Origin of the sequence: Paenibacillus sp. D9 (genome assembly GCF_001188365.1) — a bacterium.
Taxonomy (GTDB): Bacteria; Bacillota; Bacilli; order Paenibacillales; family Paenibacillaceae; genus Paenibacillus_O; species Paenibacillus_O humicus.
Genome location: NZ_JZEJ01000001.1, coordinates 2,368,388 through 2,394,682 on the forward strand (window position 1 = coordinate 2,368,388; position 26,295 = coordinate 2,394,682).

Here is a 26,295-nt window from a genome sequence, read left to right on the forward strand (position 1 = left end):
GCCGGCTGATCTCCGCTCTCTCAGCTTGTGGCCGGCTCTGCGCCGGACATCCGGCTCTCTCCGTCTTGCTATCCGGCGCTTCTGCCCGCGTAGCCGCTGTTTCTCGGCGGCAGCCCGCCGTCGGCCATGCCCGCGCTGCCCGCAGCGTTGTCCGCAGCTTCCTCCGCGAACCTGCGCTTCACGAATGCGGCCGGCGTCCCGGCATGCACCTCTCCGTCCGGAATGCTCCGGGTCACGGTGCTGCGGGCCGCCGCGACCGCCATCGTGCCGACCGTGACGCCGGGATAGACGAATACGTCGCTGGCGATCCAGGCTCCGTCGCGGATGACGACCGGCTTGGTGACCAGGCCGAAGTTCGGGTCCCCGATGTCATGCGACCCGGTGCACAGATAGCTGCGCTGCGAGACGACGCAGTGGCTGCCGACCGTGATTTCGTCGAGGCTGTAGAACTCGGCGTCGTCGCCGACCCAGCAGTGGTCTCCGATGCTCACCTTCCACGGATAGGTGAAGCGGGCTGTGGAGCGGATCTGGACGCCGCTGCCGATGCGGGCACCGAACAGGCGGAGCAGGAACCTTCTCCAGCCGTACATCGGATGCAGCGAATAGCGGAACAGGCTTCCCTGCACGAGCCACCAGAGCAGCACGACGGGACCGCTGCGGCCCCGGGAATACCAGTCCTGGTTGTACCGGTCCAGCCGGATGCGGTTCATCTCGTCATCTCCAGCGCAGCGCCGGCCGATCTTCCGGCCTTTTGCCGTCCGCTCTTGCCGATCAGCTGCCGGTACTCCTGCTCCAGCTGCGCGCCTACCTGAGTCCACTCGTAATATTTCTCCACGAGCTGCTTGCCCTGACGGCCCATCTCCGCACCAAGCTCCGGATGATCCAGAATTTCCGACACCGCCTCCGCCACCTTGGCCGGATCGCATGGAACGGCGCGCCCCGCGCCCTCCTGCACGACCTCGCGCCAAATGTTCACCTTGTCCGAGATGACGACCGGCACCTCGCAGGCCATCGCCTCCACGACCGCAATGCCGAAATTCTCCGTATACGAAGGGAGAATGAAAACATCCGCGTCCCGGAGCACGGCAAGCTTGTCCCTGCCGGTCAGCATGCCCGTGAAGATGACGAAGTCGCTCAGGTTCGCCTTGGCCAGCCACTCCTTAACCTTGTGGCCGTAGTTCTCGTCGTCCGGCCCCGTCAGCACCAGCACCGTGTCCGGATGTCGGCGATGGATATCGCGGAAGGCTTCGACCAGGATGTCGAGCCCCTTCTTGAAGTTGATGCGGCTGAAGAACAGCAGCATTTTCTTGCCGTCGAGCAGGCGGTAGCCGCGGCGGAACGTTCCTTTCACCGGAAGGTCCGCGTATTCGGAGGTGTTGACGCCGTTCGGAACGACGAAGCCGGAGCTGCCATAGACATAGGGCTTGGCCAGCAGGAGCTCCTCCTCGGTCGTGTAGTGGAGGGCGTCGGCGAGCCTGATGTTGCGGTTCTCGAACAGCGTCTCCATGATCCGCTTGCGGCCGCGGTGCCTGGCATACATGACCGGATCGAGCGTGCCGTGCGGACGCACGATGTAAGGCACGCCGTGCTTGCGGGCGAAATGCCCGGCAGCCATGCCGTGGAACAGGTACAGCGAATGGATATGGACGATGTCGAACTTCGGAATTTCCTTGTTCAGCGCCAGCGCCATCGCCGGCGATGTTCTCCAGAATTTAGGCTGGATGACCGGGAAATAGCGGATCGTCACCCCGTTTTTGACGATGGGCGTGTCCACGGGCACGTCGAGCACGCCGTCGCCGTCCTGGTTCGTCGTGAAAATCGTCACTTCATGTCCTTTGGCCGCCAGCACAGCGGCCATCTCCAGCCCGGCCTTGGCCGGCCCTCCGTAACGGGGGGCCAGATTCGCGATGACATGCAGAATTTTCATCTTTGCTTCCCCCTTGTCAGTGAATGGAACTAGGCCGCCTTCCCGTACCCCGGCCTTGCTGCGGAATCGCAGGCTTGCCCAGCCGATCCAGGATGTCGTGGAGCCGGGCCGTGTAATTGCCGAACGAGAAATAGCCGAGCTCCTCCGGAACCTCGCCTTTCGGCTTGGCCAGCAGCCGCCGGATGCCAAGCTCCACCTCGGATGGAACCGATGGATTCACCAGGATGCCCAGCTTGCCGCGCATCAGCGCCTCGCTGCTGCCGTCGGCCTTGCTTGCCAGTACGGGAATGCCGCAGGCCATCGCCTCCAGCAGCACGATGCCGAAGCCCTCGCCGTGGCTCGGCATGGCAAAGCCGTCGGCCAAGCGGTAATGGTCCGCCTTTTCTTCCTCCTTGATCATGCCGGTGAATACGACGGCTTCCTCCAGGCCGAGCCTGGCGGCCTTCTGCTCCAGCCGGCCGCGGTCGGCTCCGTCTCCTACGATGAGATATTTGAGAGAAGGCTCGTCCTGCAGCAGGGAAGGCATCGCCTCGAGCACTTCATCGAAGCCCTTGCGGCGCTGCTCGCCGGCAAGCCGGCCCAATGTCATCAGGATGCGGTCGGACCGCTGCAGCCCGTACCGGTCGAGAAGCGCCTCCGGGGCCGGTCCCGGCACGAACAGCCCGGGCTCGAAGGAGTTCGGAAGCACGAACGAGGGTACGTTCTCCAGGCCTGCCCAGCCTTGAAAGCGGTCCAGCGTCAGCTTGCTCACCGCGATGACCGCATCGACCTGGCGCAGAGAATAGCTCGTTCCCTTGCGGGCAACGGGATCCCAGGCGTCGATTCCGTGAATGACAAGGGCGAGCTTGGCGCCCGTCAGCTTTTTGGCCAGGACGGCGAACGGCAGCAGATTGATATGGCCGCATACGATGAGATCGCTCTTCCGCGCCCGGCCCAGGACGGAGCGCAGCACGGCGCTCAGATAACGCCTCTTTCCTCCGAGCCCATCCGTGACGTAGTTCAAGTTGGCCGGAATCGGCTCAGGCGGGAACGGCATCAGCCGCGGAATCGCGGTCGCCTCCCGCAGTCCCGGATAAGAGCTGAGCGAGGTCAGCAGATCCCGGTTGAACTTGGCGATGCCGCCATGTCCCCCGTATGCGTCGGACAGCAGCACGAGCGGCTTCATGTTAGACTCTCCTTCATCCGTCCGCGGGAGAGGAGGCCTTCTGTCCCTTGGGACGGCTCTTCTTCCGCGGCGGCTTGTTGATTCCGGCGGGCCAATACGGCCGCCGATAGGGCGAGCAGGAACAAATACACGAACTGCTCCAGGATGTTGGTTGAAATGCATAACACGACATTGACGACGAGCAGCACGTACAGCTGCATCGACTGTCCCTTCAGCCTGCGGAGCACGGCGGGCGCCGCCGCGATCGCGGCCGCCGCCAGCAGAAACAGGACGAACAAGCCGTATTGGGTCAAGATCGAGTTGATGGTGCCGTCCATGATTTTGTGCTCCAGCTCCACGTCAAGCTGCTTGTTGAGGTTCACGCCGCTGTTGGTTCCGTACCCGATGCCGTCGCCGAACAGCACGACGGAGAGCGGATTGTCTGTGAAGAAGCCTGTGACCATGTCGATTCTTCCTCCCTTGACCTGGGCCTCCACGATGCTCCCGCGGTCCGCCATCAGCGTCGCGGCCTGAATGCCCGCCGTGAGCACCAGCATGGAGAAGCAGACGACAGCCGGCATAAGCAGGCTTTTACCCGGAAGCTTGCGGCCGCCGAAAGCTTTCTCCACCAGCAGGAAGAACAGGATGAGGAAGCAGCCGATAATGGCCGAACGCGTTCCCGAAATGCCGGCGATGCCCAGGCAGAGCAGCTGCAGCAGCGGAGACAAGCGTTGCATCGTTCTGTCGAGCTGTCCCCTCGAAGAATAGAGGAGAATGGAGCTGCCCAGCGCCATATAACCCGAAATCGAGATGCCGCCGAAGGTTCCGATCAGACGCAGGGAGAACGGATTGACGACCCCGAACCTTCCCGTGAACAATACATACTGGGCGACAAGAACCGCGAACTCGATGACGAGCAGCCATCCTGCGCAGCGGCACAGCCTGCGCACGAACGCGGGCCGTCCCGCGTAAGCCGCCGCCTTCAGGCAGAACACGATCAGCAGCAGCGACCGCCCTCCCGCAGCGACCTGGTACACATTGAGGCCGGCTTCGCGGAAGACGAGCACGCAAGTGCCGTAAGCTATCAGCAGGAGTACCGGCAAATACCATTTGGCAAGCCGATAGCGCTCCCCCTTCCGGGCATCCAGGGCGAAGAACGCAGCGGTCATCAGGACCAGAATCGCGTCCTTGAAGTACCGGATGTTCAGTCCGAACAGCGGCTCGTTGATGGAGAATTTGGCGTAGGAGATTCTGGCGTTCAGAATGTCGTTCAGCGCCTCGGGCAGATAAGCCATCGCCGCGAAGATCAGGTACAGCAGGATGCCCCTCTCGATCCACTTGCGTTCCGCCGGCTCCGGAAACCCGCCCTCCAGGACGGCGCCGGAAGCGGCTGCCGCCGGCTGCCTCTTCTTCATGGCAGCCCCTAAGCGTTCACGCTCATGGCATGAAGGTACGCATTCTCCAGGCCGACCCGCTTGAGGTCCTCATCGACCATCATGGTGATGAGCTGCTTGAAGCCGACCTCCAGCTCCCAGCCGAGCTTCTCCTTCGCCTTCGTGCAGTCGCCCAGCAGCAGGTCGACTTCGGCCGGACGCTCGAATTCGGGATCGATGACGACATAGTCCCGGTAGTCCAGGCCGACATGGGAGAAGGCGACATCCAGCAGCTCCCGCACCGAATGCATTTCGCCGGTAGAGATGACGAAATCATCCGGCTCGTCCTGCTGCAGCATCAGCCACATCGCCTTGACATAGTCGCCGGCGAAGCCCCAGTCGCGGAGCGAATCCAGGTTGCCCATCCGCAGCTCGGCCGCCAGGCCCAGCTTGATGCGGGCGACGCCGTCCGACACCTTGCGGGTGACGAACTCCACGCCGCGGCGCGGCGACTCATGGTTGAAGAGGATGCCGGAGCAGGCGAACATGCCGAAGCTTTCGCGGTAGTTCACCGTGATCCAGTGGCCGTAGACCTTGGCAACTCCATAGGGGCTGCGCGGATAGAACGGCGTCGTCTCCTTCTGCGGCGTCTCGACGACCTTGCCGAACATCTCGCTGCTGGACGCCTGGTAGAACCGGGCCGACGGCTTCACGATGCGGACCGCCTCCAGCATGTTCGTCACCGCGATCGCGGTCAGGTGCGCCGTCGCAAGAGGCTGCGGCCACGATGCGGCCACGAACGATTGCGCCGCCAGGTTGTACACCTCGTCGGGATCGGAAGCCCGCACCGCTTCGATGAGCGAAGCCAGATCCGTCAAGTCGCCCGACAGCCACGTGATGCTGTTCTTGATCCGCTCCACGTTCTCGTAATTGGGCGTGCTCGTGCGGCGGCGCATGCCGTACACCTTGTAGCCCTTGGACAGCAGGAACTCCGCCAGGTACGATCCGTCTTGACCGGTTACTCCTGTAATTAGCGCTCTCTTCATCTTCCGCATCCCCCAATAGTTTGTTAGATTAAGCCGTCCATTCCGGACGGCGACAGTACGGTTCATGCCTGCCGGTTCGCTCCGCCATGCGCTTCTCCCGCGCTTCTGTACGGCGGAGCGCTGCTTCCACTCCCGGTTGATCAAACTCTCTGGCCGCCAAGCTCCCGGATCCGCGGCGGGCCGTGCGGCAGGGCGCCTCGGCGGTCAGCCCAGCGCCGGCTCCGCTTGGCGGTAGGCGGCATAGACCTTGCGGATGCCTTCCGGCAGCGGCGTTCCCGCCCTCCAGCCGAGACCGTTGATGCGGCCGGTGTCGACCAGCTTGCGCGGCGTCCCGTCCGGCCGCGAGGAGTTGAACGCCAGCCGGCCTTCAAAGCCGACGACCGAAGCGATCATCTCCGCCAGCTCGCGGATGCTGATGTCGTCCCCGACGCCGACGTTCACGATGTCATCGCCTTCGTAATTCTCCATCAGGAAGATGCAGGCGTCGGCGAGATCGTCCGAATGGAGGAATTCCCGGCGCGGCGTTCCCGTTCCCCAGATCTCCACCTCCGAGGAGCCGGTCTCCTTCGCCTCATGGATTTTGCGCAGCAAGGCCGGAAGCACATGCGACGTTTCGAGGTCGAAGTTGTCGTTCGGCCCGTACAGATTGGTCGGCATCGCGGAAATGAATTTCGTGCCGTACTGGCGGTTGTACGCCTGGCACATCTTGATCCCGGCGATCTTGGCGATCGCGTAAGCCTCGTTCGTCGGCTCCAGATCGCCGCGCAGCAGGCTGTCCTCCTGAAGCGGCTGAGGCGCCAGCTTCGGATAGATGCAGGTCGAGCCGAGGAACAGCAGCTTCTTGATGCCATGCCTGCGCGAAGCCTCGATGACATTCGTCTGGATCATCAGGTTGTCGCGGATGAAGTCCCCGCAAAAATCGTTGTTGGCGACGATGCCCCCGACCTTGGCCGCCGCTAGAAACACATACTCGATTGCCTGGCTGCCGAAGAAGGCTTCCACTTGAACCGGATCGCGGAGATCGAGCTCGCGGCTCGTGCGGCCGATCAGATTGCGGTAGCCCTTACTCTCCAGCGCCCGCCAGATGGCCGATCCCGCCAGGCCGCGATGGCCCGCTACGTATATCGCTGCTTGCTTGTCCATATCCGTTCTCCTCCAGTAGGGTTGTTTAGAAAGCGTCCTTGCTGCCCGCCAGCACCTTCACCGTCCGCAGCAGAATCCGGAAATCCATGCCGAGAGAGCGTTCCCGCACATAGCGCAGGTCCAGCTCCACCATCTGCTCGAAGCTCAGGCTGCTGCGTCCGCTGACCTGCCACAGGCCGGTGCAGCCGGGCGTGACGTCCAGGCGCTGCCGGTCGTACGGCGTGTATTCCGCCACCTCGCGCGGCAGCGGCGGCCTTGGACCGACGAGGGACATGTCCCCGAGCAGCACGTTCACCAGCTGGGGAAGCTCGTCGATGCTCGTCTTGCGGATGAAACGGCCGACGCGGGTGACGCGGGGATCGTTCTTCATCTTGAACATCGCCCCCTGCACCTCGTTCTGCGCCATCAGCTCCTTCAGCTTCTCTTCCGCGTTCGAGACCATGGAACGGAACTTGTACATGCGGAACGGCTTGCCGTCCTTGCCGACGCGGGTCTGGTAGAAGAACACCGTGCCGCGGGGATCCTCCAGTTTGATCAGCAGCCCGATCAGGACGAATACCGGGCTCAGCAGCAGCAGGCCGGCCAGCGAGCAGCCGATGTCGACCGACCGCTTGAGCTGCTCGTAGATCGCCAGCTGCCGCGCTTGCGCCGGACAGCCCCCGCCGACCGCTTCCTCGCTTCTGTCGTGAAATGCCAAGTGAAATCATCCTCCACTCATTTGGATTAAAGGCTGCCGAAGACGCTTCTAGTTGGCCAGGGTTTCCGCCGACAGCTCGGCTCCCGGCACCCGATTCGTCCAGGCATTGTAATAGCTCGTATTTTTGCCGTAGGAATTGTCGAGCAGAACGCTCGGCTTGTCCATCAGGCAGGCGAGAATATGGCCGTGCAGCCTTGAAGTGACGATGCTGCCGTAAGCGCCGAATTCGCGGATCGCCTTGTTCACGAGGAACTGGGAATACCGGTACCAGATCCGCTGCAGCGGCCCGCGGGCTCCGGGAAGACGATAGAGCTTCATCATGACGACAAGCGCCTTGCGCTCCGCCGCCGTATAGAGGCTTGTCCAGTCCTTGGTCGCGCTGCTCGCTCCCCCCGATCGTTCAAGCAGCTCCTGCTGCGGCGTCTTCTCGATGTCGTTCCGGAGAAAGAACAGCGTCTCGCCCGACGGAGGAGAAGCCGAGGCGATCGGATACAGCTGGTGGGCCATGTCGGGAGACATGAACACCTTGATGTTTTTGAACTTCTTGCGCGCCATCTCGTAGCTGAGCGTGTCCCGCACGTACAGATGCAGGTCGCGGTGCCGGTTGAACACGGCCGCGGTCCGGCCGATGTTCAGCTCGCTCTTGTAGAAGATCGTCTGCGGCAGCATGACGATCCGGTGCCCCGGGTACTGCTCCACGATTTTTTCCCGCAGCAGCTGATGCTTCGTATAGAGATCCCCGAAGTTGCCTCCTCCGTGCAGCACGAGAATGCAGCTCGGCGGAACCTTGAGCCCATCCGGGAAGTCCAGCACGCTGTAGCGGGCGCGGACGCGGATGCCGTATGCCTTGAAGAACGCCTCGGTGCCCTTCATGATGAGGAGGTCCCCGCCGTTGCTGTGCACGGGATAGTCGATATAGATGATTTCAGAGCCTTTCGGAATGCTTCTCGTAATAAGCGAAAGCCGCTCCTTCAGCTGCTCCATCGAATAGGATTCAAGCTTGCTCATGCCTTCCTCGTTCCTCCTCCGGCGGCCGCGGCCGCCATTCTTCTTGATTGAATCCGGTTCAGGAGGAACCGGAAATCCTCGCGGTCGTACAGGATGCGGCGCAGAGGAACGCCGAACAGCAGCCGCATCGAGGCGATGGACACCGCCATGCGGATCAGCGCTCCGCAGAGCAGCGCCAGCGCAAGTCCCTCAAGCCCCATCAGCGGCGTCAGGACGAAGAACAGCGCCACCGTGGCCGCAAGAGCGATGATCTGGCGGATCAGCACCATGCCGGGACGTCCCATCGCATTGAAGGCCGAGGCGAGAATCCACGATCCCCCGCCGATGATGCATTCGAGCGACAGCAGGTAGAACGTTCCGCTCGCTTCCAGGAATGCGGGACCGAACACAAGTCCGATCAGCCGGCTTCCGATCAGCATCGCGGGCACGACGGCGGCCAGCATCAGCAGCATCGACAGCCGGAACGCCCGGCTGACGGTGGAGATGACCGCTTCCCGGCTCTCGCCCGTTACTTTGGGAAATACAACGCTCGTTATCGCCGTCTGCACGACGTTGAACATCCGGGAGAGAGCGTACACGACCGAATACAGCCCGAAATCCCGGGGCGTGAGCAGCGATAAGATGATGAGCTTGTCGAATTGGCCGTACAGCGTGCCGAGCAGGTCTGTGCCGAACACCCGGCTGCCGTATGACAGCAGCGGGGCGGCGACCTTTCGGTTCCACGCCAGTCTCCAGCTCATCGAAGCGAATTCGCCGCGCAAGCCCGCCGCAGCCAGCGCGATGACGGCCGCCGTCGTGACGAGATAAACGATGACGGCCGAAGGCACCGTCAGCCTGCCTGCCGCCCATAAGGCGGCGAGCCCGGCCAGATTGAGCAGCGGCACATACAGCCGAATGCCGTTGTACACCGGGAAGCGGCCCGCGCTTTGCGCCGCGGCCGCGATGAGATTGACGGCCAGCGCCATCGGCACGGCGATCACCGTGTACAGCCTGGCGGAAGCGACCGCTTCCGGACTGTATCCGTCCATCCAGTGGGGAAGGCCGATCCAGGCGACCGCTCCGGTCATCAGGCTCGCCGGCAGGAGCACCGCCAGACTGACCGCCAGGCTGCCAGCCATCGATGCGCCGCGCTTGACCTGATAGATCAGCGCCGTCGGCAAGCCGAAGCCGGTCAGTCCCGCCAGAAAGGAGGGCCAGAACAGAATGGCGGCCAGTTCGCCTTTCCCGGTCACTCCGAACATCCGGGCAGTCAGGATCGAGGTCAGCGTGCCGAGCAGCATGATCAGCATGTTCGTTCCGCTCGTCCTGGCGATTGTCGCCGCCATTCCTTTGCCTCTCAGCTGGCGCAGCGCTTTGGCCAGCCTTCCGTTCGGAGCGGGAGTCTCCCCGGCAGCACCCGCGCTCACAGATCGACGCCTCTCATTTTTTTCATTTTATTATTCATAACGCGACCTCCAGGGTAAAAAAAGAGAAAGCCTCTCCGATCACTTGTACAATCCGAGGCAGCCGGCGATATAGCCGTTGCTGTACTGGATGCGGCGCAGCTGGACGATCGCTTTGCGGCTGTCCGTCAAGGCGAACGGCAGCAGCAGCGCCGAGACCGGCACCTTCACCGCCTGCTTCAGGAGATATCCGGGGCCGCGCTGCTTGCGGGCGGCATCGCTTATGCCCTGCCAGTACACCCGGCGCAGGAACCATTTGCGGCTGATGCGGCTTTTGGCGATTTTATGGTCGACGACGGCATGCGGGGTGTAGCATACCTTATGCGTCGCCCGGATCCGGTCGATGAGCTCGCTCTCCTCGCTCGACAGCAGATTGCTCCCGACACGGCCGAGATCCTCGCGGAACGGGGCATGGCGCTTGAATACATCCGCCCGGAACGCGACGTTCGCTCCGAATGGAATCCGCGGAGCTTCCATCTCCGTGACGCCCGGCGCGTAATCCAGCACCGTGTACAGCGTCTTGAACATGTCCGGCAGCCAAGCCGGCTCGCCGCCTTCCCATACCGGGTCGATCTTGCCGCCTACGCATCCGATGCCGGCATCCCGCTCGAACACGTCGATGATCGCTCCCATCCAGCCTGGCTTCGCCACGGCGTCGTCGTCCAGGAAGAGGATGTATTGACCTCTCGCTTCCCTGATGGCCCGGTTTCTCGCCGCCGACAAGCCGAGCGTCTCCTCCCGTACGCAGCGCACCCGCTCCGGTCCGACGCCAGGCGTGCGCTGCAGCTCGAGCATCGTCTCCCATGTGCCGTCCGTCGACTTGTTGTCCACGACGAGCACCTCGTACTGATTGGAATCGAACTGCTGCCCGAGCACGCTCCATACCGCTTCCTTCGTGTCTGCGGCGCGGTTATGCGTACAGATTGCGACCGTTACCTTCATGCTTCCAACTCCGTTTCCGTATGGTCCTCCAGCTCCCCGGCAGCCTATTCGCCGCGTGCCGCCAGCAGCCCCCTGCCCAGCTCCCGCTCCAGCATTTCGCCCATCTCGGTAAGCAGAGGATGACGAAGCTCAGGGTTGCGAATTGCGAACTCCAGCGTCGTAAGAATAAACCCGAGCTTCTCGCCGACATCATAACGGATCCCTTCGAAATCATAGGCATACACGCCCTGATGCTCGTTGAGCCGCTGGATCGCGTCCGTGAGCTGGATTTCTCCTCCCGCTCCCGTCTCATGCCTGCCGAGAAATTCGAAAATTTCCGGCGTCAGCACATATCGGCCCATGATGGCCAGATTGGACGGCGCTTCTCCCGGAGCCGGCTTTTCCACGAACCGATTGACGCCATGCAGCCTGCTGAGCGGGTGATCCAGATTGCCGATCGGATCGACGATGCCGTAGCGATGAGTCTGTTCGACGCCTACGGTCTGGACACCGATGACCGATTTCCCGGTCTGGTCATACTGCTCGATCAGTTGCCGCGTGCAAGGGACATCCGATTGCACGATGTCGTCCCCGAGCAGAACCGCGAACGGCTCGTTGCCGATGAAGTTGCGGGCGCACCAGACCGCATGGCCAAGCCCTTTGGCTTCTTTTTGCCGGATATAGTGGATCTCGACGTTGGATGAGCGGCGGACCTTCTCCAAAATGTCCAGCTTGCCTTTCTCCTGAAGCGTATGCTCCAATTCGAAAGCGATGTCGAAGTGGTCCTCGATCGCCCGTTTGCCCTTGCCGGTGACGACGATAATGTCCTCGATGCCGGACTCGATCGCTTCCTCGACGATGTACTGGATCGTCGGCTTGTCTACGATCGGGAGCATTTCCTTCGGCATCGCTTTGGTTGCCGGCAAAAATCGCGTTCCTAAGCCGGCGGCGGGAATAATCGCTTTTCTCACTTTTTGCATGACGCTCACCCTATCTATTTGGAATGGTTTCATTTGCTCAAATACCGCCCATAACGCTCGATTTGCTGCAGCTGATGCACATTGCAGCAAAACCGCTGCAGGTACGGATCGTTCTTCCGATCGCTGTTGAAGCCCGGATTTCATGAACTTCTTTTGGGGGAATCCGGTCTTCAAAGGCGAACGCTCACGCTTCTCCAGAACGATTCCGCCCCTTCCGCTATCAGCAGTCGCAAAAACCTGCGCATCGTCCGCTATCAACTGTTCCAAAAAACTCTACATGGCCATTCCGCCTGCTCATTTCCTACGCCGAAACAAGTTTATGTCCGCCGCGCTCATTTCTCGCACAGCTCCGATTCTCAAAAGCACCGGTGAAACCTCACCGGAAAATCTCCAAACCAACACAGGGGGCATCGAACCCCGCCTCACGTCATGCCCTCGACGATGAACGTCTAAGGCCGCTGGCCCACAGCATGACCGAGTGCCTCCGGTGATAGAGGTGCAGGAGACATTACCTGGGCTGATTCGAACCGCCTCGCCCGGCTTGCCGGCCAATCCTCACGGCTGGAGGCGGCTCAATTTCCGCTTGCGGGAAAAATCCGTCCATTCCGTGCTCAAGCCTGCTCCTCGCCGCCGTAGTAGTAATAGTAGTAGCCGCTGTTGCCGTCCCGGTCGACATTGTTGAGAACGACTCCGAGCATCCGCGACCCGGCGTTTTCAAGCGTTTCCTTCGCTTTCCGCGCCGTATCGCTCTTCACTTTGCCGGAATCGATGACGAGCACGACGCCGTCGCACTTGCCGGCTACGATATGGGCATCCGTCACAGCCAGAATAGGAGGCGTGTCGACAATGACCTGATCGTACTGCTCCTTGGCCAGCTCCAGCAGCGCGGCCATCGCTCTCGACCCGAGCATCTCCGAAGGGTTGGGGGGAGTCGGCCCCGCTGTCAAAATATCGAGATTGTCCACCTCCGCAGCTTGAACCCCCTGCTCGAGCGTGCTGCGTCCTTGCAGCACTCCGGTGAGTCCTCCCCGGTTGCTGAGGGAAAAGATATGATGCTGAGAAGGTTTCCGCATATCCGCATCGATCAGCAGCACTTTTTGCCCCGCCTGGGCAAAGGTGACGGCCATGTTGGCCGAAGTCGTGCTTTTGCCTTCTCCTGCCCGGCAAGAGGTGACCATCAGCAGGTCGACCGGATCGTCGACTCCGGCGTAGTCCACCCCGGTACGGAGCATCCGGTATGATTCCGAGATCGGCGACTTCGGATTGCTTGCCGTTATGAGCGTCCAATTACGCGTCAAGCGAGACATTGCTTTTCCTCCCCACATGGCCGGAAGCCGGTATCGTTTCCGTATTGTTCAGATTGCTGCCGCCCTTGGCGGTCGCCTCTCTCTCCTTGAATTTCGGAATCGCCGTAAGCACCGGAAGTCCAAGGGCGTCGCGGACATCTTCTTCGGACTTGATCGTATCGTCGAGATACTCAAGCAGGAACGCCAGCCCCAGACCCGCCAGCAGCGAAAGGGCGAACGCCGTGACGATATTCAGCTTGGCGTTTGGAGCGACCGGCGCGGCCCCGGCAGCAGGATCGGCTTGATTCAGAATCGAGACGTTGTCGACCTGCAGCAGCTTGGGAATTTCCTTGGAGAAGACGAGGGAGACGGCATTCACAATATTCGCCGCCCCGGCGAACGACTCGTCTCTGGCGGTAACCGACATGACCTGGGTGTCGTTGACGGATGTCACCGTCACCTTCCCGGCGAGCTCGCCGGCGCTTTGATGGAGCTGCGGATATTGTTCGGCGACGATCTGCATGATGCGCGGCGTCTTGATGATTTCCTTGTAGGTTTTGATCAGCTGGATATTGCTGTTGATCATGCTGAGGTCGATGCTGGACATCAAACCGCCGCCGTCCTTGACCTGTCCGACGAGCAGCTTGGCCGAAGCCTCGTATTGGGGTTTGGCGTACCAATAGGAGTAGGTTGCGGCCAGCGAGCAGCTCACGATGACGATGGCTGCGATCAGCCATAGCCGCTTGCGGATGATGTAGGCATAATGTTTGATTTCCAAGATGTTCCCTCCAGTAAAAAATGGTTGAATATATGAGAACAGGCTCCTATTTGAATTATTAATTTTCTTTAATTATTCATTTCGAGAACTTTTTGAGAAAAAAAAGAGCGCAATTCCCATTGGCTTCTTCTATCTTATGACGGCTTGTTAGTTTCCCTCCAGGAAATCATCCAGGCTTCCGCCGCGGAGAATATGCTCCATCAGATCCTCGAAGCTTTTATCGATGCCCTTCTTGTCCAGAAGAAGCGTCAGAAGCTCAGCCAGATCGATGCGCGGTTTCTGGCTTCCCGGCACGTAGCGGTTCTTCTTGTAATCGAACACGAATTCACGGCGGAGCGGATATTCCGTCACATACAGCAGCTCGGCAAGCGAATCGGCCTGATTGGCGGAGCCGAGGCTTTCATCCTCCGCGAGTACTTGAAGGAATTGGCGCAATTTCAGCTTTTTCTGCTCCATCTCCATAAATGCCTGCAGGCTCTCCCTTGTTCTCTGGATTTGCTCGTTCAGTCCCTCGTATTCCGTGACAAGCGATAGTTTGCGGACCGCCATCCCTTTGTCCCTCCCTGTATCGTCGCTTCCATCGATGCTCGCCATGCATGGATGAAAAGCGCGTCTGTTGTCAGATCAAAGCTTCAGCATTCGGTATTTTCAGACACGGGCTGCCAGGGGATTGCAGTCAGCCTCACAGCAGATTCGCTGCTATTCAGCTTGTTGGTTCGATTATGACACAGTTCGTCGCAAAAGCTAGAGGGAAGAAAGATGTGTTTGGATTAGTCTTTCCTGTTCATTTTCAGGTCCTGTTTTCAAGTACCCTGCTCCTAGTTTCATGCATTATAGCGCAGGAATATTCAGACTTGTTCACGTTTTCATGGAAATGTATGCGTTATCGTCATCTTCGATGGAAGCTTCCGCAAGGCTTCCATGAAGCAGACTATTGTCGCAGTCGCTTCCAGGTCCGTGAAAGAACAAAAAACCGCTCTCTTGAGCGGTTTTCCTGTTCTGTCGTCTGTCCCTTCTTGTTTCGGCGCCCCGGCAGTAGTCCTATAACAGACGGCCGCATTCAGGGACTTAGGAACGAGAGGAAGAAATGATGGTGGCGTTCAAGGTTTTTCCAGACCCGATTCGACAGAATTCGAGACTTTGGTCACGTCCGGAGACACTTTCTTGACGCGAAATACCCAATATTTATTGGCGGCAAATCCGGCTCCGGTCGCAACGACGACGGCAATTCCTTTCGCAATCAGCGTATTCCATCCCAACCCGCCGTGAAAAACAGCCAGTACAGCAGTCGAAATTCCGAATGTGAACAGGTTCACGGCCAAAAACCGGAGCCATTCGCCTTTGCGTCCCGGCTCCGAGCTTCTGAACGTCCAGCTCCGGTTGACCAGATAGCTGTTGATTGTGGCGACCGCGTAGCTGATCGTCTGCGCGATCAAATAGTGGACTCCAAAAACCGCGTTCAGAAGACCGAAAATCGCATAATCCAGAACTGTATTCAATACGCCGGTCAATGCGTATTTCATTAACATTCCCATCGTAATCCTTCCAATCCTTGTACGTCTCTATATAGAAGCAAGCGATGACATCGGTTCAAGAGATGACCTCTACAACCAAAAGGGCATTCTCCCATTTGCCGTTGAATGCCTATCGTTAGAGAAGGTAGTGATACCTAGAAGAGTATCCCATGTATCTTTATCCAGTCAAGTCAAGATCGATCGTTTTCTTCCGCTCCTTGAACGGAGAAATGAATGGATTCAGGCATAGCCTTGGCGAAGAGCATCCAAGCGGAATGAGGCGTTTCAGCAGAATGATGATAGGGCTGCGGGCTGTTCGATGTCGATACGCGGTCTCATGCGCAAGAAGACCGTCAGGTTCATTCCTTCTCTTCCTATATATATGGTTTTCAATCTCCCGATTCGGACAGCAAGTACTTGCCTTCGCCCGACGGACCGTATGGACGATGCCGTCACACTCGACAATATTCTGTCAGATTATCGGGGAAAAGATATGTCTACTTCCTCGTTTCCACAGGCAGGAATGCGCAAGCACATGAAGAACGTTTAACACGGAACCTTTTTTAGTCATGAAATTTTGGGCTATGGGTTGCATCCGACACACTCAATGATTATACTTACTTTACTAAAGGATTAGATTGCATGCGATTTAAGAACGGAAAAGCTTGATTCCGGGCTAATTGTAACGAATTCATAACCCTTTTTTAAGAATCTATTAATCTTGATTGGGTACAATATACTCAACCATTCGAATTGATTGGAGTGATAAGAACATGAGAACTCTGATTTCCTTCCAAAACAAGAAGATTCCTGTATATATCGCCGAACAAAACAATAAAAAAGCACTGGATAAGTTAGGCGAGGTATTGAACCGCAAGCTGTCCACAGGCAAAAATGCTCTCAAAGGCTCCATCCGTTCCCTGATCAGCGTCGAAATCTCGGGAAGCGAAGCTACTCTCCATACGATCAATGAAAAAGACACGCTTACGATTTCCCTTTATTGATCTCTACCATGCCAATGCCGCCTGCCCCAGCAGGCGGCATTTTTGCATTGAGCTCCGTTATGGTACAGTGGAATCAACATCCGTACAGAACTCGAGGAGGAAGCGCCAATGCTGTTTGTCGACAACCGGGACATGCATGATCCATCCCTTAATCTGGCTCTCGAAGAATATATTCTTCGCCATCTTCCCGCTGATGAGGATTATCTGCTGTTTTACATCAACGAACCGTCCATCATCATTGGGAAAAACCAGAATACGCTGGAGGAAATCAACGAAGACTATGTCAAGGAACAGGATATTCATGTCGTACGCCGGCTATCTGGTGGCGGGGCCGTCTATCATGATCACGGCAACTTGAATTACAGCTTCATCACCAAGGATGATGGCGAATCCTTCCGCAACTACCGCAAATTCACGGAACCGGTCATTCAAGCGCTTCGCTCGTTAGGCGTAGAAGCCGAGCTAAGCGGACGGAATGACATCCAGGTCGGCGAACGCAAAATATCGGGCAACGCCCAGTTCGCGACACGCGGCCGTATGTTCACTCACGGCACGTTGTTGTTCCAATCCGACATCACACATGTCGCATCGGCGCTCAAAGCCAATCCGGAGAAGTTCAAGTCCAAGTCGACAAAATCCATTCGCAGCCGTGTCGCCAACATTTCTGAGTTTCTGCAGAAGCCGATGACGGTGGAGCAGTTCCGTTCCTATTTGCTTGAGACTTTATACGATGGCCACCCCGTCGAAGCCTACGAGCTGACGGAAGCGGACTGGGAAGGCGTCCGCAAAATCTCGGAGGAGCGCTATCGCAACTGGGAGTGGAACTACGGGCGTTCTCCGGCATTCAACTTGCGTCAGGTGAAGAGGCTATCAGCGGGAACCTTTGATGTACGGCTGAATGTCGAGGCCGGACGTATTGAACAGGCTTCCATCTACGGAGATTTTTTTGGAACCGGCGAAGTTGCCGAGCTTGAGAAGCTGCTTGCAGGAGTGCGCTATGATCAGCAGTCCGTCCGCGAGGCGTTGTCGGATACCGGTTTGACACCTTATTTAGGCCCCGTCAGCTTGGATGAGTTTATTGAACTTCTGTTTTAAAATCCTGTCTCTTCCTCTCCAGTCATGAATGCAAGAGGCTTCTTCTAGATTACGGGCCGAGCAGCTTTCCATTATCTATTCAAAGCTTAAACAGGGATTCCAGTCTCCGGAATCCTTTTTTTGTTGATGGCCTCTATACGGAGTAACTGCTTGCATAGAGCCTCTTTCCTTTTTCTCCATCCTCTCGGAGCTCGAATACTCAAATATTTCTTTAGATTACTTAAAAAGTATTTCTTTCCTTCAGTTTTCCCACATATAAAGAAAAGTATCAAATAAATAAATCGTATTTTTTTTGAAACATTAATATTTTTTAATTTAAATAAAATGGATTTAAACCTTATTTAATGTTATTATTTGTATGTATTAAAAATATCCTAAGGAGGAAAAAACATGAAAAAGCTTTCGTTTGTTTTAGCATCGTCTGTGATTTCAGCCGCCCTGCTTGCTGGTTCCCCAGCTAGTGCTCTTCCTGCCCAAGGAGCCCAATCATCTTCCCTTCTCCATCTTGGATCCCCATCCGAAATTACTCCTCAGCAAACTCTTGTGAATGCTGGAAATTATACCATTAACGGAGGCCAAGGATCGACATCGTTTCATTTCAGCAAAACCGTTGATACTGCGGTAAGAATATACGTTCGAAACGATTCCGCAAAACCCGTAAAATTGTATCTTGTCAGTCCCCAGAATGTGAATTGGCTGGATCGGACCTTGCAGCCAGGTGAAGCTGTGACAAGTGAACCCACGTGGGGAAAAGGACAAGTCGGCACCTGGACGTTCAAATACACCACGTCCGATGGTTCAAATGGTTCGATTTATCTTTCCGTTAAAGATGATGTCTAATTAGGATGAATAGGCAATGATCGCCCTTTTTGTTCAATCAAGCTGCTATCCTGTTCTAGGATGGCAGCTTATTTCTGCACGAGACAGCGCTTCTATTCGTCTGCTTACAATCTAGCCAGCTAAATTTAAATCAAATAAACCGGAATGCTCCATGAGGGAGATTCCGGCTGGTATTTGCAGATGAAGTATCATCCGAATTGGATGACGCGATTATTGTCTCTTTCAAACCCTTGGTAGCGGGAGCCGCGGAAGGTGAGCTTGCCGGTATCCCCTTCAGCCAGCAGGCCGAAATCCCGGCCTGTGACCGAGAATTCCATCCGATCTCCGCTTTCGACTTCGAAAGTCGCAAAATAATCGGTCAGCGTCTGCTGATGCGAGCCTTCCTCATAGGGCTGCTGGCTGCGGACCCGGGACCGCTTGCTGACCACGGCCGCCTTCACCGACAGCTGAGGCTGGCCGTTGTTGCGGCTCCAGCCCGAGTAGGATTTCCAGAGGCCCGCACCGATGATCACCGCAATGACCGCAATCAGAATCGTGAATGCCGTTCCTGCCGTGGAGAAGATCGATTCCATGCTCATCCCGGTCCCCATTCCCGCTCCCTCCCCAGATGTGTCCGCATGATGTATCCTTAGTCCCATTGTATGACGGCCGAGCCGGCTTATTCTCCCGGAATGGCGGATCTTGTCCTAACGGAGGGCAGGATATTTTGATTTTTGCATGACTGCAGCTAACCGGGTTCCATATTAAGACAACCAAGATTTAACTTACGTTCACGCTTGTACAAAACTTCACCCGTTATTGAGTCCCCCCCCTTCTGGGCTCACGCACTCTAAAGAGTAAAAACCAACTCTGCAAATTCCAATTGGCAGACAACATCCTAAAACGAAAAGAAGCCCCCCGTCAGGGGGCTTCTTCTCTATTTCATTGTGAAATCTATTATCCCAAACGTCCCGAAGCCATGCGCTGCAGATCGCCTTCCTCAAGAAGCGGGAAGTGGCAAGCGACTTGACGGCCAGGCAGCACCTCGCGAAGCAGCGGCTCTTCCGCCTTGCAGCGATCCTGCGCGAGCGGACAGCGCGGATGGAAGCGGCAGCCCGATGGAGGGTTCGCCGGCGAAGGCACATCGCCCTTGAGAATGATGCGCTCGCGCTTGAGAGCCGGATTCGGCTTCGGAATGGAGGACAGCAGCGCTGCGGAATACGGATGCAGCGGCTTGTTGTACAGCTCCTCCGTCGGGCCGACTTCTGCCAGCTTGCCGAGATACATGACGCCGACGCGATCCGAGATGTGGCGGACGACGTTGAGGCCGTGAGCGATGAACAGGAAGGTCAGACCAAGCTCACGCTGCAGCTTCGCCAGCAGGTTGAGCACCTGGGACTGGACGGACACGTCCAGGGCGCTGACGGCTTCGTCCGCGACGATGAACTTCGGATTGAGCGCGATCGCACGCGCGATGCCGATCCGCTGCCGCTGGCCGCCGGAGAACTCATGCGGATAGCGGTTGCGGCGGGAAGCGTCAAGGCCGACTAGCTCCATCAGCTCGACGACACGAGCGTCGATATCTTTTCCAGACATATTCGTATGCACCTTGAGCGGTTCGCCGATGACGTCGCTGACGCGGAAGCGCGGGTTCAGCGATCCGAACGGATCCTGGAAGATGATTTGAAGATCTTGACGGAGATCGCGAAGCTTGCCGGAGCCAAGCGAGTGGATGTCCTCGCCGTTGTAGACCACTTGGCCTTCCGTGGCGCTTTGCAGCCGCAGGATTACACGTCCAAGCGTCGACTTGCCGCAGCCGGATTCGCCGACAAGGCCGAATGTCTCCCCTTTTTTGATTTCCAGGGAAATATCGTCCACGGCTTTGACCTGGCCCACGACTCGGCTGAGCAAGCCCTTCTTGATCGGGAAGTACTTCTTGATATGTTTGACTTCAATCAAAGTTTCGTTGGACAGCTGCCTGCTCATACCGTTACCTCCCCTTGACTGCCAATGTTGATCCTTGGGGATAGCGGAGACTCATCGGAATGCTCCTCGAACAGCCAGCACGCTGCTTTGTGATCATTGCCAAGCTGGAAGAATCCCGGCTCTTCGCGGCGGCAAATATCCATCGCATGCGGGCAGCGCGGGTGGAAGCGGCAGCCTCCCGGAAGCTGATTGATTCGCGGAATATTGCCTTTGATCGTGTAAAGGTCTTCTTCCGTCTTGGCTTCAAAACCAGGAATCGACTTCAGCAGCCCGACCGTATACGGATGGCTCGGCTTGCTGAAAATCTCCTCGACAGAGCCTTCTTCCATGATTCCCCCGGCATACATGACGACGATCCGGTCAGCAACCTCTGCCGCTACGCCCATATCATGAGTAATGAGGACAATCGACATTCCCGTTTCCCTCTGCAGCTGCTGCAGGAGATCGAGGATTTGCGCCTGAACGGTTACGTCGAGAGCCGTTGTCGGCTCGTCCGCAATGAGCAGCTCCGGCCGGCAGGCGAGTGCGATCGCGATGACGACGCGCTGGCACATCCCGCCGGACAGCTCATGCGGATACTGGCGGGCGCGAACCTCCGGAGATGGAATGCCGACCTCGCGAAGCAGATCAATGGCCATCTTCATAGCGTCCTTCGGGCTTTTCCTTTGATGGAGACGAAGGCTCTCGGCTATCTGCTCTCCAACCGTGAATACGGGATTGAGCGAAGACATCGGATCCTGGAAGATCATCGCGATCTGGTTGCCCCGGATACTGCGCATTTCATCCTGATCCTTTTCCGAAAGAACTTCACCGTTGAATTTGATGTCGCCTTCGAGAATCATGCCTCCCGCGTAATCGATGAGACGCATGACGGCGAGAGAGGTGACGCTCTTGCCGCTGCCGCTCTCTCCTACGATGCATAGAGTCTGGCCTTCTTCCACGCTGAACGAAATCCGGTCGGTAGCCTTCAAGATCTCCTTGTTCACGAAGAAGCCGGCACTCATTTCGTTGACTTCGAGAATTTTGCGCGCCATTTTTCCAGCCTCCTTGGAGAAAGATGCATTTTTTGACGAGGATCCAGCGCATCGCGGATGCCGTCTCCGATGAAGTTGACCGACAGTACGACTAAAAAGATGCAAAGGCCTGGATATACGCCTTGGATGGGATCAATAAGCATGAATTCTTGAGCATTGCTGAGCATTTGGCCCCAGCTCGTTTGCGGCATTTGAATTCCGAGCCCCAGGTAGGAAAGGCCCGACTCCGCCAGAATGGCCCCGCCCACCATTAAAGTCGCATTGACAATAATGGGGAAGCTAGCATTGCGCAGCAGATGGCGGAAGATGATGCCCCAGCTGGAGACGCCGATCGCTTTGGCTGCTTCCACATACTGCATTTCGCGCAGCTGCAGGAAATTCCCCCGTACAAGACGCGCCACTCCCATCCAGCTCGTAAACGAGAGGATGAGAATAATATAAATGAATTTTGTGCCGAAAATGGCTCCAATCAGTATGTTCAGGAACAACGTCGGAATTGATATCATCACATCGATCAAACGCATAAAGATAATATCAATCCAACCGCCGAAGTAACCGGATATGGCTCCAATCAACGATCCGATCAGAACAGACACCGCGGCAACGGAAAAACCAACTGTTAAGGAGACTCGTCCGCTAAAGACAATGCGGGAGAATATATCCCTGCCCAATTCGTCCGTCCCCAAGAAATGGTTTCCGGTAAACGGCTTCAAATTGGAATTCATCAAATCTTGCTTGGCGGGATCATAAGGAGCGATGTAGGGCGCCAGAATGGCAGACAATACAAAAATCAGCAAGATGGCAAGTCCTGTCATGGCAAAGGGATTGCGCTTGAACTTGTTCCATGTCTGTCTCCAAGGTCCAATCGGCTTTTCCGCATTGGGGGCAGCGCCGGTCTGAACAGGTACGCTTGGATGGCTGGTTGGCTGCAGATTGGCGCTCATTAGGACTTGCCTCCTTTGCTCAGTTGAACTCGCGGATCGACAACGGCATACAAGATGTCTGCAATCAAATTGCCGACGACGACAAAGACGGCGCCCAGAAGCGTAATGGCCATCAAAACGGAGTATTCACGGGAGTTGGCCATTTCGACGAATAAACGTCCCATGCCCGGCCAGTTGAAGACGGCTTCCGTCAAGGCTGCGCCGCCGACTAGGATCGGCAAATCAAGGCCGAACAGGGTAATGAGCGAAATAAGCGCATTGCGCAAAGCATGCCTGAAAACAACCTTGTTCTCCTTCACGCCCTTGGCTCTTGCCGTACGGATATAATCCTGCTCCAAAACCTCAAGCATGCTGGATCGGGCATATTTCAGATAACCGGCAAGCATGCCGAGAGAGAGCACCGATACAGGCAGAATCAAGTGCATGAACAAGTCCGAGATGTTGCCCTCCTTGCCCATTGTATACATATCGGAAAGAGGGAGCCAATCCAGTTTTAAAGAAAAGTAGCTCTGCAGAATAATGCCGAACCAGAAAGCCGGCATCGCGAATCCAGTATAAGAGATGAATGATGCGGTCTGGTCCGATAATCCGTATTCCTTGGTGCTGTTGTAGATGCCCCAGGGAATGGCGATAATCAAGGTCAGAATCCAAGCTGCTCCCATAAGGATCAGCGTGTTTTTGACAGTAGGCCACAGAATGTCGCCAACAGGAATATTATTCTTGAATGTGGAGCCCAAATCACCGCTTAAGATATTGCCCATCCACTGTAAATACTGGACAGGAATAGGCTGGTCAAGACCAAGTTCATGGGCTTTGATCTTTCCTGCTTCAACTGACAAACCTGGGGACAAAAAGATCTGGGTTGGACCGCCTGGGGCGGCGTGGATTAATCCGAAGGTAAAAACCGAAATCAGAAACAGTACGACGACGGACTGCAAAATCCGGCGGACAAGATACTCGCCCATCATTTAATCCTCCTCTGGAACATCAAAACTGAATGCTGGGCAGCTGCCGGCTTTGCGCCGGGCAGAACCGGTGTTCATCCGGGCTTAGGACCGGCCGGTTATGCGCAGGGCAAAACCGTCTTCCTTGACCATCAAATAGTAAAAATCGAGAAAGGAGAAAGGAGGAAGGACAGGGCCTTCCCCCTTTCAATATATCAGTACAAATGCCTCGGTGCCTTATTTGGAATCCTCGACCCACCATTTGTTGATCCCGAAGAAGTAACCATAGGCCAGAGCAGCTACAGGAGCGTCTTCTGCTGCGTATTTCACGCGTGGTCCAAGAACTTCAGGTGTACCGTATTGGTACAAGAAGACATAAGGAAGGTTGGTGGAAATTTGTTGAGCGACCTGCTTGTAAATTTCTTTACGTTTCTCTTGATCCGTCGTGGAGTAGCCGTCAACCCACAGCTTGTCCAGCGTCGGGTTGTTGTACCAGCCGGAGTTTTGGCCGTTCGGCGGGAAGTATTTGGACGAGAAGATGGATTCGGCGTCCGGATCCGGGCTGTTGAGCGACCAGGAAAGCAGGATCGCCTGGAATTTGCCCGGATTGATGTTTTGCTCGATCCAGGAAGAGAAATCAATCGCTTTTGGCGTTGCAACGATTCCTACAGCCTTCAGGTTGTCCTGAATGACGGCAGAAACAGCTTCACGGCGGCTGTTGCCTGCATTGTATTGAAGCTCAAACTCGAATTTTTGGCCGTTTTTAGCCAGAATTCCCGTTTTAGGATCTGCAACCCAGCCATCTTCAGCAAGCAGAGCTTTCGATTTCTCTACATCGTAGTTGTAGGTTACGGCGTCTGCGCCAGGGTCAGCCCATGTGCCTGGCAGGAACGGTGCATTCAAAGCTTTTCCCGTGCCTTTCAGGACATTGTCGAGAATGCCTTGACGGTTCAGAGCGTAAGCGATCGCTTGTCGGGTTTTTTCGCCGGCGAACGGAGATTCCTTGCCTCCCCAGTTCATTTTGTTGAAGTTGAAGCTCATGTACTCGTACAGCGGGCCTGGAGCAAGCAGCACGTTCAGGCCTTTTGCTTTAACGGCTTCAACCTGAGTAACCGGGATGCCGCTGACCATATCGATATCGCCTTTGATGATGGCTTGTACGTTCGTGTTTTGGTCGGCGTAGATTTTGTAGACGACTTTGTCGATGTTGACGTCATTGACGTCTTTGGCCCAGTAGTTGGCATCTTTTTCGAAGCTCAGATATTGCTTTTGCTTCCATTCCGTCCATTTCCAAGGACCGTTTGTCACAGCTTTGGCAGGATCGGTGCCGAATGCGTTCTTTTCCAGTTCTTTAAGCGGAATGTCCTTCAAAACATGGGAAGGAACAATGCTGGAGACCAGTACATTGATGAATGGAGCGTAGACGGATTTCAAGGTAATCTTAGCCGTTTGCGGATCGATTACTTCAACTTTATCCACCTTGTCGTACGAGCTGATGCCAGGGGAAGCAGCTTCTGGATTCTTGATGGTGTTGAACGTAAAAGCGATGTCGTCCGCCGTTACCGGCTGACCGTCGTTCCATTTCGCGTTGGCTTTCAGCTTGACCGTATAAGTCTTGCTGTCTTCCGAAATTTCCGGAAGGCTTTCGAGCAGGGACCAAGGCTCTGCTACGATGTTGCCGTCCTTGTCATAGTCCAGAAGGTTGGAATACATAAAGTAAGCCGCGTCGCCGGAAGAAGTGTCGGCAACATAAATCGGGTTGGTCGTGTTGATGTCCGAGAACGTTCCGACCGTCAGCGTGCCGCCCTTTTTAGGACCGGCCGGATCTGTCGCGCCTGCGTTCGCAGCCGTGTTTTCAGCCGGTGCTGTCGATGCCGGCGTATTTGTCTTTGCGCCGGAATTGCTGTTGCTGCCGTTGTTGCTGTTGCTGGAGCAACCTGCAACCAAAACCCCCATTACGGACACACCCACGAGCAAGGTTTTCCACTTGAATGAACCTGCCACTCCACATTCCTCCTTGGCTCTAGCCAAAACATGTCATTTCCGGTTCCAATTGTAGCACGGTTTTTAACGTCCGAATATAGATTGTTCTGAAAATAATTAAAATTTTATTAACTGCATATTTATTCATAGATTCTTTTTATTGGGGTAGCGCTTACAATCAAGCCGCTGTAAGGTCCGTGGCATCTTTAAAAAGGGAAGTAGAATTGTAGATAGTATGCGTTTTAGGGGATAAACAAACAAAATGTCTCAAAAAACGGGAATTTTTTTACCATTCGAAACTAGTCTGGAGGACAGCTTTAAACCATTATTTTTTCCAATACTTTTTTATGATTTTCATTGTTTTTTGATGCAACGCTTTAACGCAATATAAAATTAATACGTTAAACAATAATTGCGCTTCATTGGAATTATTTTCCCTTTTCGACCAATCATCCAGTCCTGTCGACAGCAAAAAAGCCATCTCCGCTGCAAAGGGAGATGGCTTTCCGAAATAGGGGACTATTGATCCAGAATGGATTCAAAAGCGCTCTTGTCGAGCTTCTGCACGAGCGCGAACAAAAGCTCCTTGGCTGCCGCATAATCATCGATGTGCATGATGGATGCCGCCGTATGGATGTAACGCGCCGGAAGGCCTACGACCGCAGAAGGCACGCCGATGCCGGACAGATGGACCTGCCCCGCATCCGTTCCGCCTTGGGAGAAATAATACTGATACTTGATGCTGCCGTCCTCCGCTGTCTCCCGGATGAATTCAGCGAGGCCGCGATGCGTGATCATGCCGGGATCCTGAATGCGCAGAAGAGCGCCCTTGCCGAGCTGTCCCATCGCATTGCGGTCTCCGGTCGCATCCGCCGCGGGACTTGCATCCAGCGCCAGGAAAAGATCGGGCTGAACGAGATTCGCCGCCGTGCGCGCTCCCCTGAGGCCGACTTCCTCCTGCACGGTCGCTCCGGCATAGACGACGTTCGGATGCTTCTTGCCCTTCAGCTCGCGGGCAAGCTCGATCGCGAGCCCGACCCCGTACCGGTTGTCCCAAGCTTTGGCCATGATCTTCTTGGGATTCGCCATGGGAGTGAACGGACATACCGGCACAATCGCCTGTCCGGGCCGGATGCCGTAGGAGAATACTTCCTCCCGGCTGTCGGCGCCGATATCGATGAACATCGACTTCACGTCGACGACCTTGCTGCGGGATGCGTCGTCCAG

Annotated in this window: 25 protein-coding genes; 3 read left to right on the forward strand and 22 right to left on the reverse strand. The window is 56.3% G+C overall.

Going from position 1 to position 26,295, the window contains the following annotated elements; translation table 11 throughout:
- Positions 1–68 precede the first annotated feature (68 nt).
- The 15 genes from VE23_RS10875 to VE23_RS10945 form a co-directional block, all read right to left on the reverse strand.
- Positions 69–710, reverse strand: a complete 642-nt coding sequence (locus tag VE23_RS10875) for a putative colanic acid biosynthesis acetyltransferase (protein WP_084781397.1) — start codon at positions 708–710, stop codon at positions 69–71.
- Positions 707–1,927 carry a glycosyltransferase gene (locus VE23_RS10880; protein WP_049867969.1) on the reverse strand — a complete coding sequence of 407 codons (1,221 nt, stop codon included), beginning with the start codon at positions 1,925–1,927 and terminating at the stop codon, positions 707–709. The genes VE23_RS10875 and VE23_RS10880 overlap by 4 nt, the downstream gene beginning before the upstream one ends.
- Positions 1,928–1,943: 16 nt before the next feature.
- The gene (locus VE23_RS10885) at positions 1,944–3,092 is read right to left on the reverse strand and encodes a glycosyltransferase family 4 protein (protein ID WP_049867970.1); all 1,149 of its coding nucleotides are present in this window, start codon (positions 3,090–3,092) and stop codon (positions 1,944–1,946) included.
- Positions 3,089–4,486, reverse strand: coding sequence for a hypothetical protein (locus tag VE23_RS27000; protein ID WP_049867972.1), 1,398 nt, complete (start codon positions 4,484–4,486; stop codon positions 3,089–3,091). Before VE23_RS27000 ends, VE23_RS10885 begins: the two co-directional genes overlap by 4 nt.
- Positions 4,487–4,494: 8 nt before the next feature.
- The gene (gene gmd / locus VE23_RS10895) at positions 4,495–5,490 is read right to left on the reverse strand and encodes a GDP-mannose 4,6-dehydratase (protein ID WP_048743853.1); all 996 of its coding nucleotides are present in this window, start codon (positions 5,488–5,490) and stop codon (positions 4,495–4,497) included.
- Positions 5,491–5,694: 204 nt separating this feature from the next.
- Positions 5,695–6,633, reverse strand: a complete 939-nt coding sequence (locus tag VE23_RS10900; RefSeq protein ID WP_021879274.1) for a GDP-L-fucose synthase family protein — start codon at positions 6,631–6,633, stop codon at positions 5,695–5,697.
- Between the two features lie 25 nt (positions 6,634–6,658).
- Entirely contained in the window at positions 6,659–7,330 is a 672-nt protein-coding gene (locus VE23_RS10905; protein WP_021879275.1) for a sugar transferase, read from the reverse strand.
- Between the two features lie 48 nt (positions 7,331–7,378).
- Entirely contained in the window at positions 7,379–8,338 is a 960-nt protein-coding gene (locus VE23_RS10910; RefSeq protein WP_049867974.1) for a polysaccharide pyruvyl transferase family protein, read from the reverse strand.
- Positions 8,335–9,744, reverse strand: coding sequence for an oligosaccharide flippase family protein (locus tag VE23_RS10915; protein WP_021879277.1), 1,410 nt, complete (start codon positions 9,742–9,744; stop codon positions 8,335–8,337). Before VE23_RS10915 ends, VE23_RS10910 begins: the two co-directional genes overlap by 4 nt.
- A gap of 78 nt (positions 9,745–9,822) precedes the next feature.
- Positions 9,823–10,722 (reverse strand): glycosyltransferase family 2 protein, encoded by a 900-nt coding sequence (locus VE23_RS10920; protein WP_048746807.1) that lies wholly within the window; start codon positions 10,720–10,722, stop codon positions 9,823–9,825.
- A gap of 44 nt (positions 10,723–10,766) precedes the next feature.
- Positions 10,767–11,681 (reverse strand): UTP--glucose-1-phosphate uridylyltransferase GalU, encoded by a 915-nt coding sequence (gene galU, locus VE23_RS10925; protein ID WP_048746805.1) that lies wholly within the window; start codon positions 11,679–11,681, stop codon positions 10,767–10,769.
- Positions 11,682–12,292: 611 nt separating this feature from the next.
- Positions 12,293–12,988 carry a CpsD/CapB family tyrosine-protein kinase gene (locus VE23_RS10930; RefSeq protein ID WP_048746804.1) on the reverse strand — a complete coding sequence of 232 codons (696 nt, stop codon included), beginning with the start codon at positions 12,986–12,988 and terminating at the stop codon, positions 12,293–12,295.
- Positions 12,969–13,745, reverse strand: coding sequence for a YveK family protein (locus VE23_RS10935; RefSeq protein WP_048746803.1), 777 nt, complete (start codon positions 13,743–13,745; stop codon positions 12,969–12,971). The genes VE23_RS10930 and VE23_RS10935 overlap by 20 nt, the downstream gene beginning before the upstream one ends.
- A gap of 147 nt (positions 13,746–13,892) precedes the next feature.
- Positions 13,893–14,294: a hypothetical protein gene (locus tag VE23_RS10940; protein ID WP_021879282.1), complete on the reverse strand. Its 402-nt coding sequence runs from the start codon at positions 14,292–14,294 to the stop codon at positions 13,893–13,895.
- A gap of 551 nt (positions 14,295–14,845) precedes the next feature.
- Complete coding sequence (locus VE23_RS10945; RefSeq protein ID WP_049867975.1) at positions 14,846–15,280, reverse strand: GtrA family protein; 435 nt, start codon at positions 15,278–15,280, stop codon at positions 14,846–14,848.
- Between the two features lie 752 nt (positions 15,281–16,032).
- On the opposite strand from VE23_RS10945, the gene VE23_RS10950 reads away from it, so the two are divergent.
- The 3 genes from VE23_RS10950 to VE23_RS26470 all read left to right on the forward strand — a co-directional run bounded on the left by VE23_RS10950 (position 16,033) and on the right by VE23_RS26470 (position 18,198).
- Positions 16,033–16,263 (forward strand): hypothetical protein, encoded by a 231-nt coding sequence (locus VE23_RS10950; protein ID WP_021879285.1) that lies wholly within the window; start codon positions 16,033–16,035, stop codon positions 16,261–16,263.
- Between the two features lie 108 nt (positions 16,264–16,371).
- Complete coding sequence (locus tag VE23_RS10955; RefSeq protein ID WP_049867976.1) at positions 16,372–17,358, forward strand: lipoate--protein ligase; 987 nt, start codon at positions 16,372–16,374, stop codon at positions 17,356–17,358.
- Between the two features lie 390 nt (positions 17,359–17,748).
- On the forward strand, positions 17,749–18,198 hold the full coding sequence (locus VE23_RS26470) for a hypothetical protein (protein ID WP_127509524.1): 450 nt from the start codon (positions 17,749–17,751) through the stop codon (positions 18,196–18,198).
- 188 nt (positions 18,199–18,386) lie between these two features.
- Here the strand turns inward: VE23_RS26470 and VE23_RS10960 are convergent, their stop codons facing one another.
- The 7 genes from VE23_RS10960 to VE23_RS10990 form a co-directional block, all read right to left on the reverse strand.
- Positions 18,387–18,788 carry a DUF2500 domain-containing protein gene (locus VE23_RS10960; RefSeq protein WP_198156154.1) on the reverse strand — a complete coding sequence of 134 codons (402 nt, stop codon included), beginning with the start codon at positions 18,786–18,788 and terminating at the stop codon, positions 18,387–18,389.
- A 346-nt stretch (positions 18,789–19,134) separates the two neighbouring features.
- Entirely contained in the window at positions 19,135–20,163 is a 1,029-nt protein-coding gene (locus tag VE23_RS10965) for an ABC transporter ATP-binding protein (protein WP_048746797.1), read from the reverse strand.
- Complete coding sequence (locus tag VE23_RS10970) at positions 20,160–21,197, reverse strand: ABC transporter ATP-binding protein (protein WP_048746795.1); 1,038 nt, start codon at positions 21,195–21,197, stop codon at positions 20,160–20,162. Before VE23_RS10970 ends, VE23_RS10965 begins: the two co-directional genes overlap by 4 nt.
- Positions 21,164–22,141 (reverse strand): ABC transporter permease, encoded by a 978-nt coding sequence (locus tag VE23_RS10975; protein ID WP_048746793.1) that lies wholly within the window; start codon positions 22,139–22,141, stop codon positions 21,164–21,166. The genes VE23_RS10970 and VE23_RS10975 overlap by 34 nt, the downstream gene beginning before the upstream one ends.
- A complete protein-coding gene (locus VE23_RS10980; protein WP_049867977.1) occupies positions 22,141–23,106 on the reverse strand; it encodes an ABC transporter permease in 966 nt (321 codons plus the stop codon). The genes VE23_RS10975 and VE23_RS10980 overlap by 1 nt, the downstream gene beginning before the upstream one ends.
- A gap of 216 nt (positions 23,107–23,322) precedes the next feature.
- On the reverse strand, positions 23,323–25,089 hold the full coding sequence (locus VE23_RS10985) for an ABC transporter substrate-binding protein (RefSeq protein WP_307721817.1): 1,767 nt from the start codon (positions 25,087–25,089) through the stop codon (positions 23,323–23,325).
- Positions 25,090–25,587: 498 nt separating this feature from the next.
- The coding region (locus VE23_RS10990; protein ID WP_232316884.1) for a M42 family metallopeptidase at positions 25,588–26,295 on the reverse strand (708 nt) is incomplete at its 5' end.

Excerpts from the sequence above, each read along its gene's own strand:
- VE23_RS10875 (WP_084781397.1), bottom strand. The coding sequence starts at position 710 with ATGAACCGCATCCGGCTGGACCGGTACAACCAGGACTGGTATTCCCGG.
- VE23_RS10880 (WP_049867969.1), bottom strand. The coding sequence starts at position 1,927 with ATGAAAATTCTGCATGTCATCGCGAATCTGGCCCCCCGTTACGGAGGG.
- VE23_RS10885 (WP_049867970.1), bottom strand. The coding sequence starts at position 3,092 with ATGAAGCCGCTCGTGCTGCTGTCCGACGCATACGGGGGACATGGCGGC.
- VE23_RS27000 (WP_049867972.1), bottom strand. The coding sequence starts at position 4,486 with ATGAAGAAGAGGCAGCCGGCGGCAGCCGCTTCCGGCGCCGTCCTGGAG.
- gmd (WP_048743853.1), bottom strand. The coding sequence starts at position 5,490 with ATGAAGAGAGCGCTAATTACAGGAGTAACCGGTCAAGACGGATCGTAC.
- VE23_RS10900 (WP_021879274.1), bottom strand. The coding sequence starts at position 6,633 with ATGGACAAGCAAGCAGCGATATACGTAGCGGGCCATCGCGGCCTGGCG.
- VE23_RS10910 (WP_049867974.1), bottom strand. The coding sequence starts at position 8,338 with ATGAGCAAGCTTGAATCCTATTCGATGGAGCAGCTGAAGGAGCGGCTT.
- VE23_RS10920 (WP_048746807.1), bottom strand. The coding sequence starts at position 10,722 with ATGAAGGTAACGGTCGCAATCTGTACGCATAACCGCGCCGCAGACACG.
- galU (WP_048746805.1), bottom strand. The coding sequence starts at position 11,681 with ATGCAAAAAGTGAGAAAAGCGATTATTCCCGCCGCCGGCTTAGGAACG.
- VE23_RS10930 (WP_048746804.1), bottom strand. The coding sequence starts at position 12,988 with ATGTCTCGCTTGACGCGTAATTGGACGCTCATAACGGCAAGCAATCCG.
- VE23_RS10940 (WP_021879282.1), bottom strand. The coding sequence starts at position 14,294 with ATGGCGGTCCGCAAACTATCGCTTGTCACGGAATACGAGGGACTGAAC.
- VE23_RS10945 (WP_049867975.1), bottom strand. The coding sequence starts at position 15,280 with ATGGGAATGTTAATGAAATACGCATTGACCGGCGTATTGAATACAGTT.
- VE23_RS10950 (WP_021879285.1), top strand. The coding sequence starts at position 16,033 with ATGAGAACTCTGATTTCCTTCCAAAACAAGAAGATTCCTGTATATATC.
- VE23_RS10955 (WP_049867976.1), top strand. The coding sequence starts at position 16,372 with ATGCTGTTTGTCGACAACCGGGACATGCATGATCCATCCCTTAATCTG.
- VE23_RS26470 (WP_127509524.1), top strand. The coding sequence starts at position 17,749 with ATGAAAAAGCTTTCGTTTGTTTTAGCATCGTCTGTGATTTCAGCCGCC.
- VE23_RS10960 (WP_198156154.1), bottom strand. The coding sequence starts at position 18,788 with ATGGGGACCGGGATGAGCATGGAATCGATCTTCTCCACGGCAGGAACG.
- VE23_RS10965 (WP_048746797.1), bottom strand. The coding sequence starts at position 20,163 with ATGAGCAGGCAGCTGTCCAACGAAACTTTGATTGAAGTCAAACATATC.
- VE23_RS10970 (WP_048746795.1), bottom strand. The coding sequence starts at position 21,197 with ATGGCGCGCAAAATTCTCGAAGTCAACGAAATGAGTGCCGGCTTCTTC.
- VE23_RS10975 (WP_048746793.1), bottom strand. The coding sequence starts at position 22,141 with ATGAGCGCCAATCTGCAGCCAACCAGCCATCCAAGCGTACCTGTTCAG.
- VE23_RS10980 (WP_049867977.1), bottom strand. The coding sequence starts at position 23,106 with ATGGGCGAGTATCTTGTCCGCCGGATTTTGCAGTCCGTCGTCGTACTG.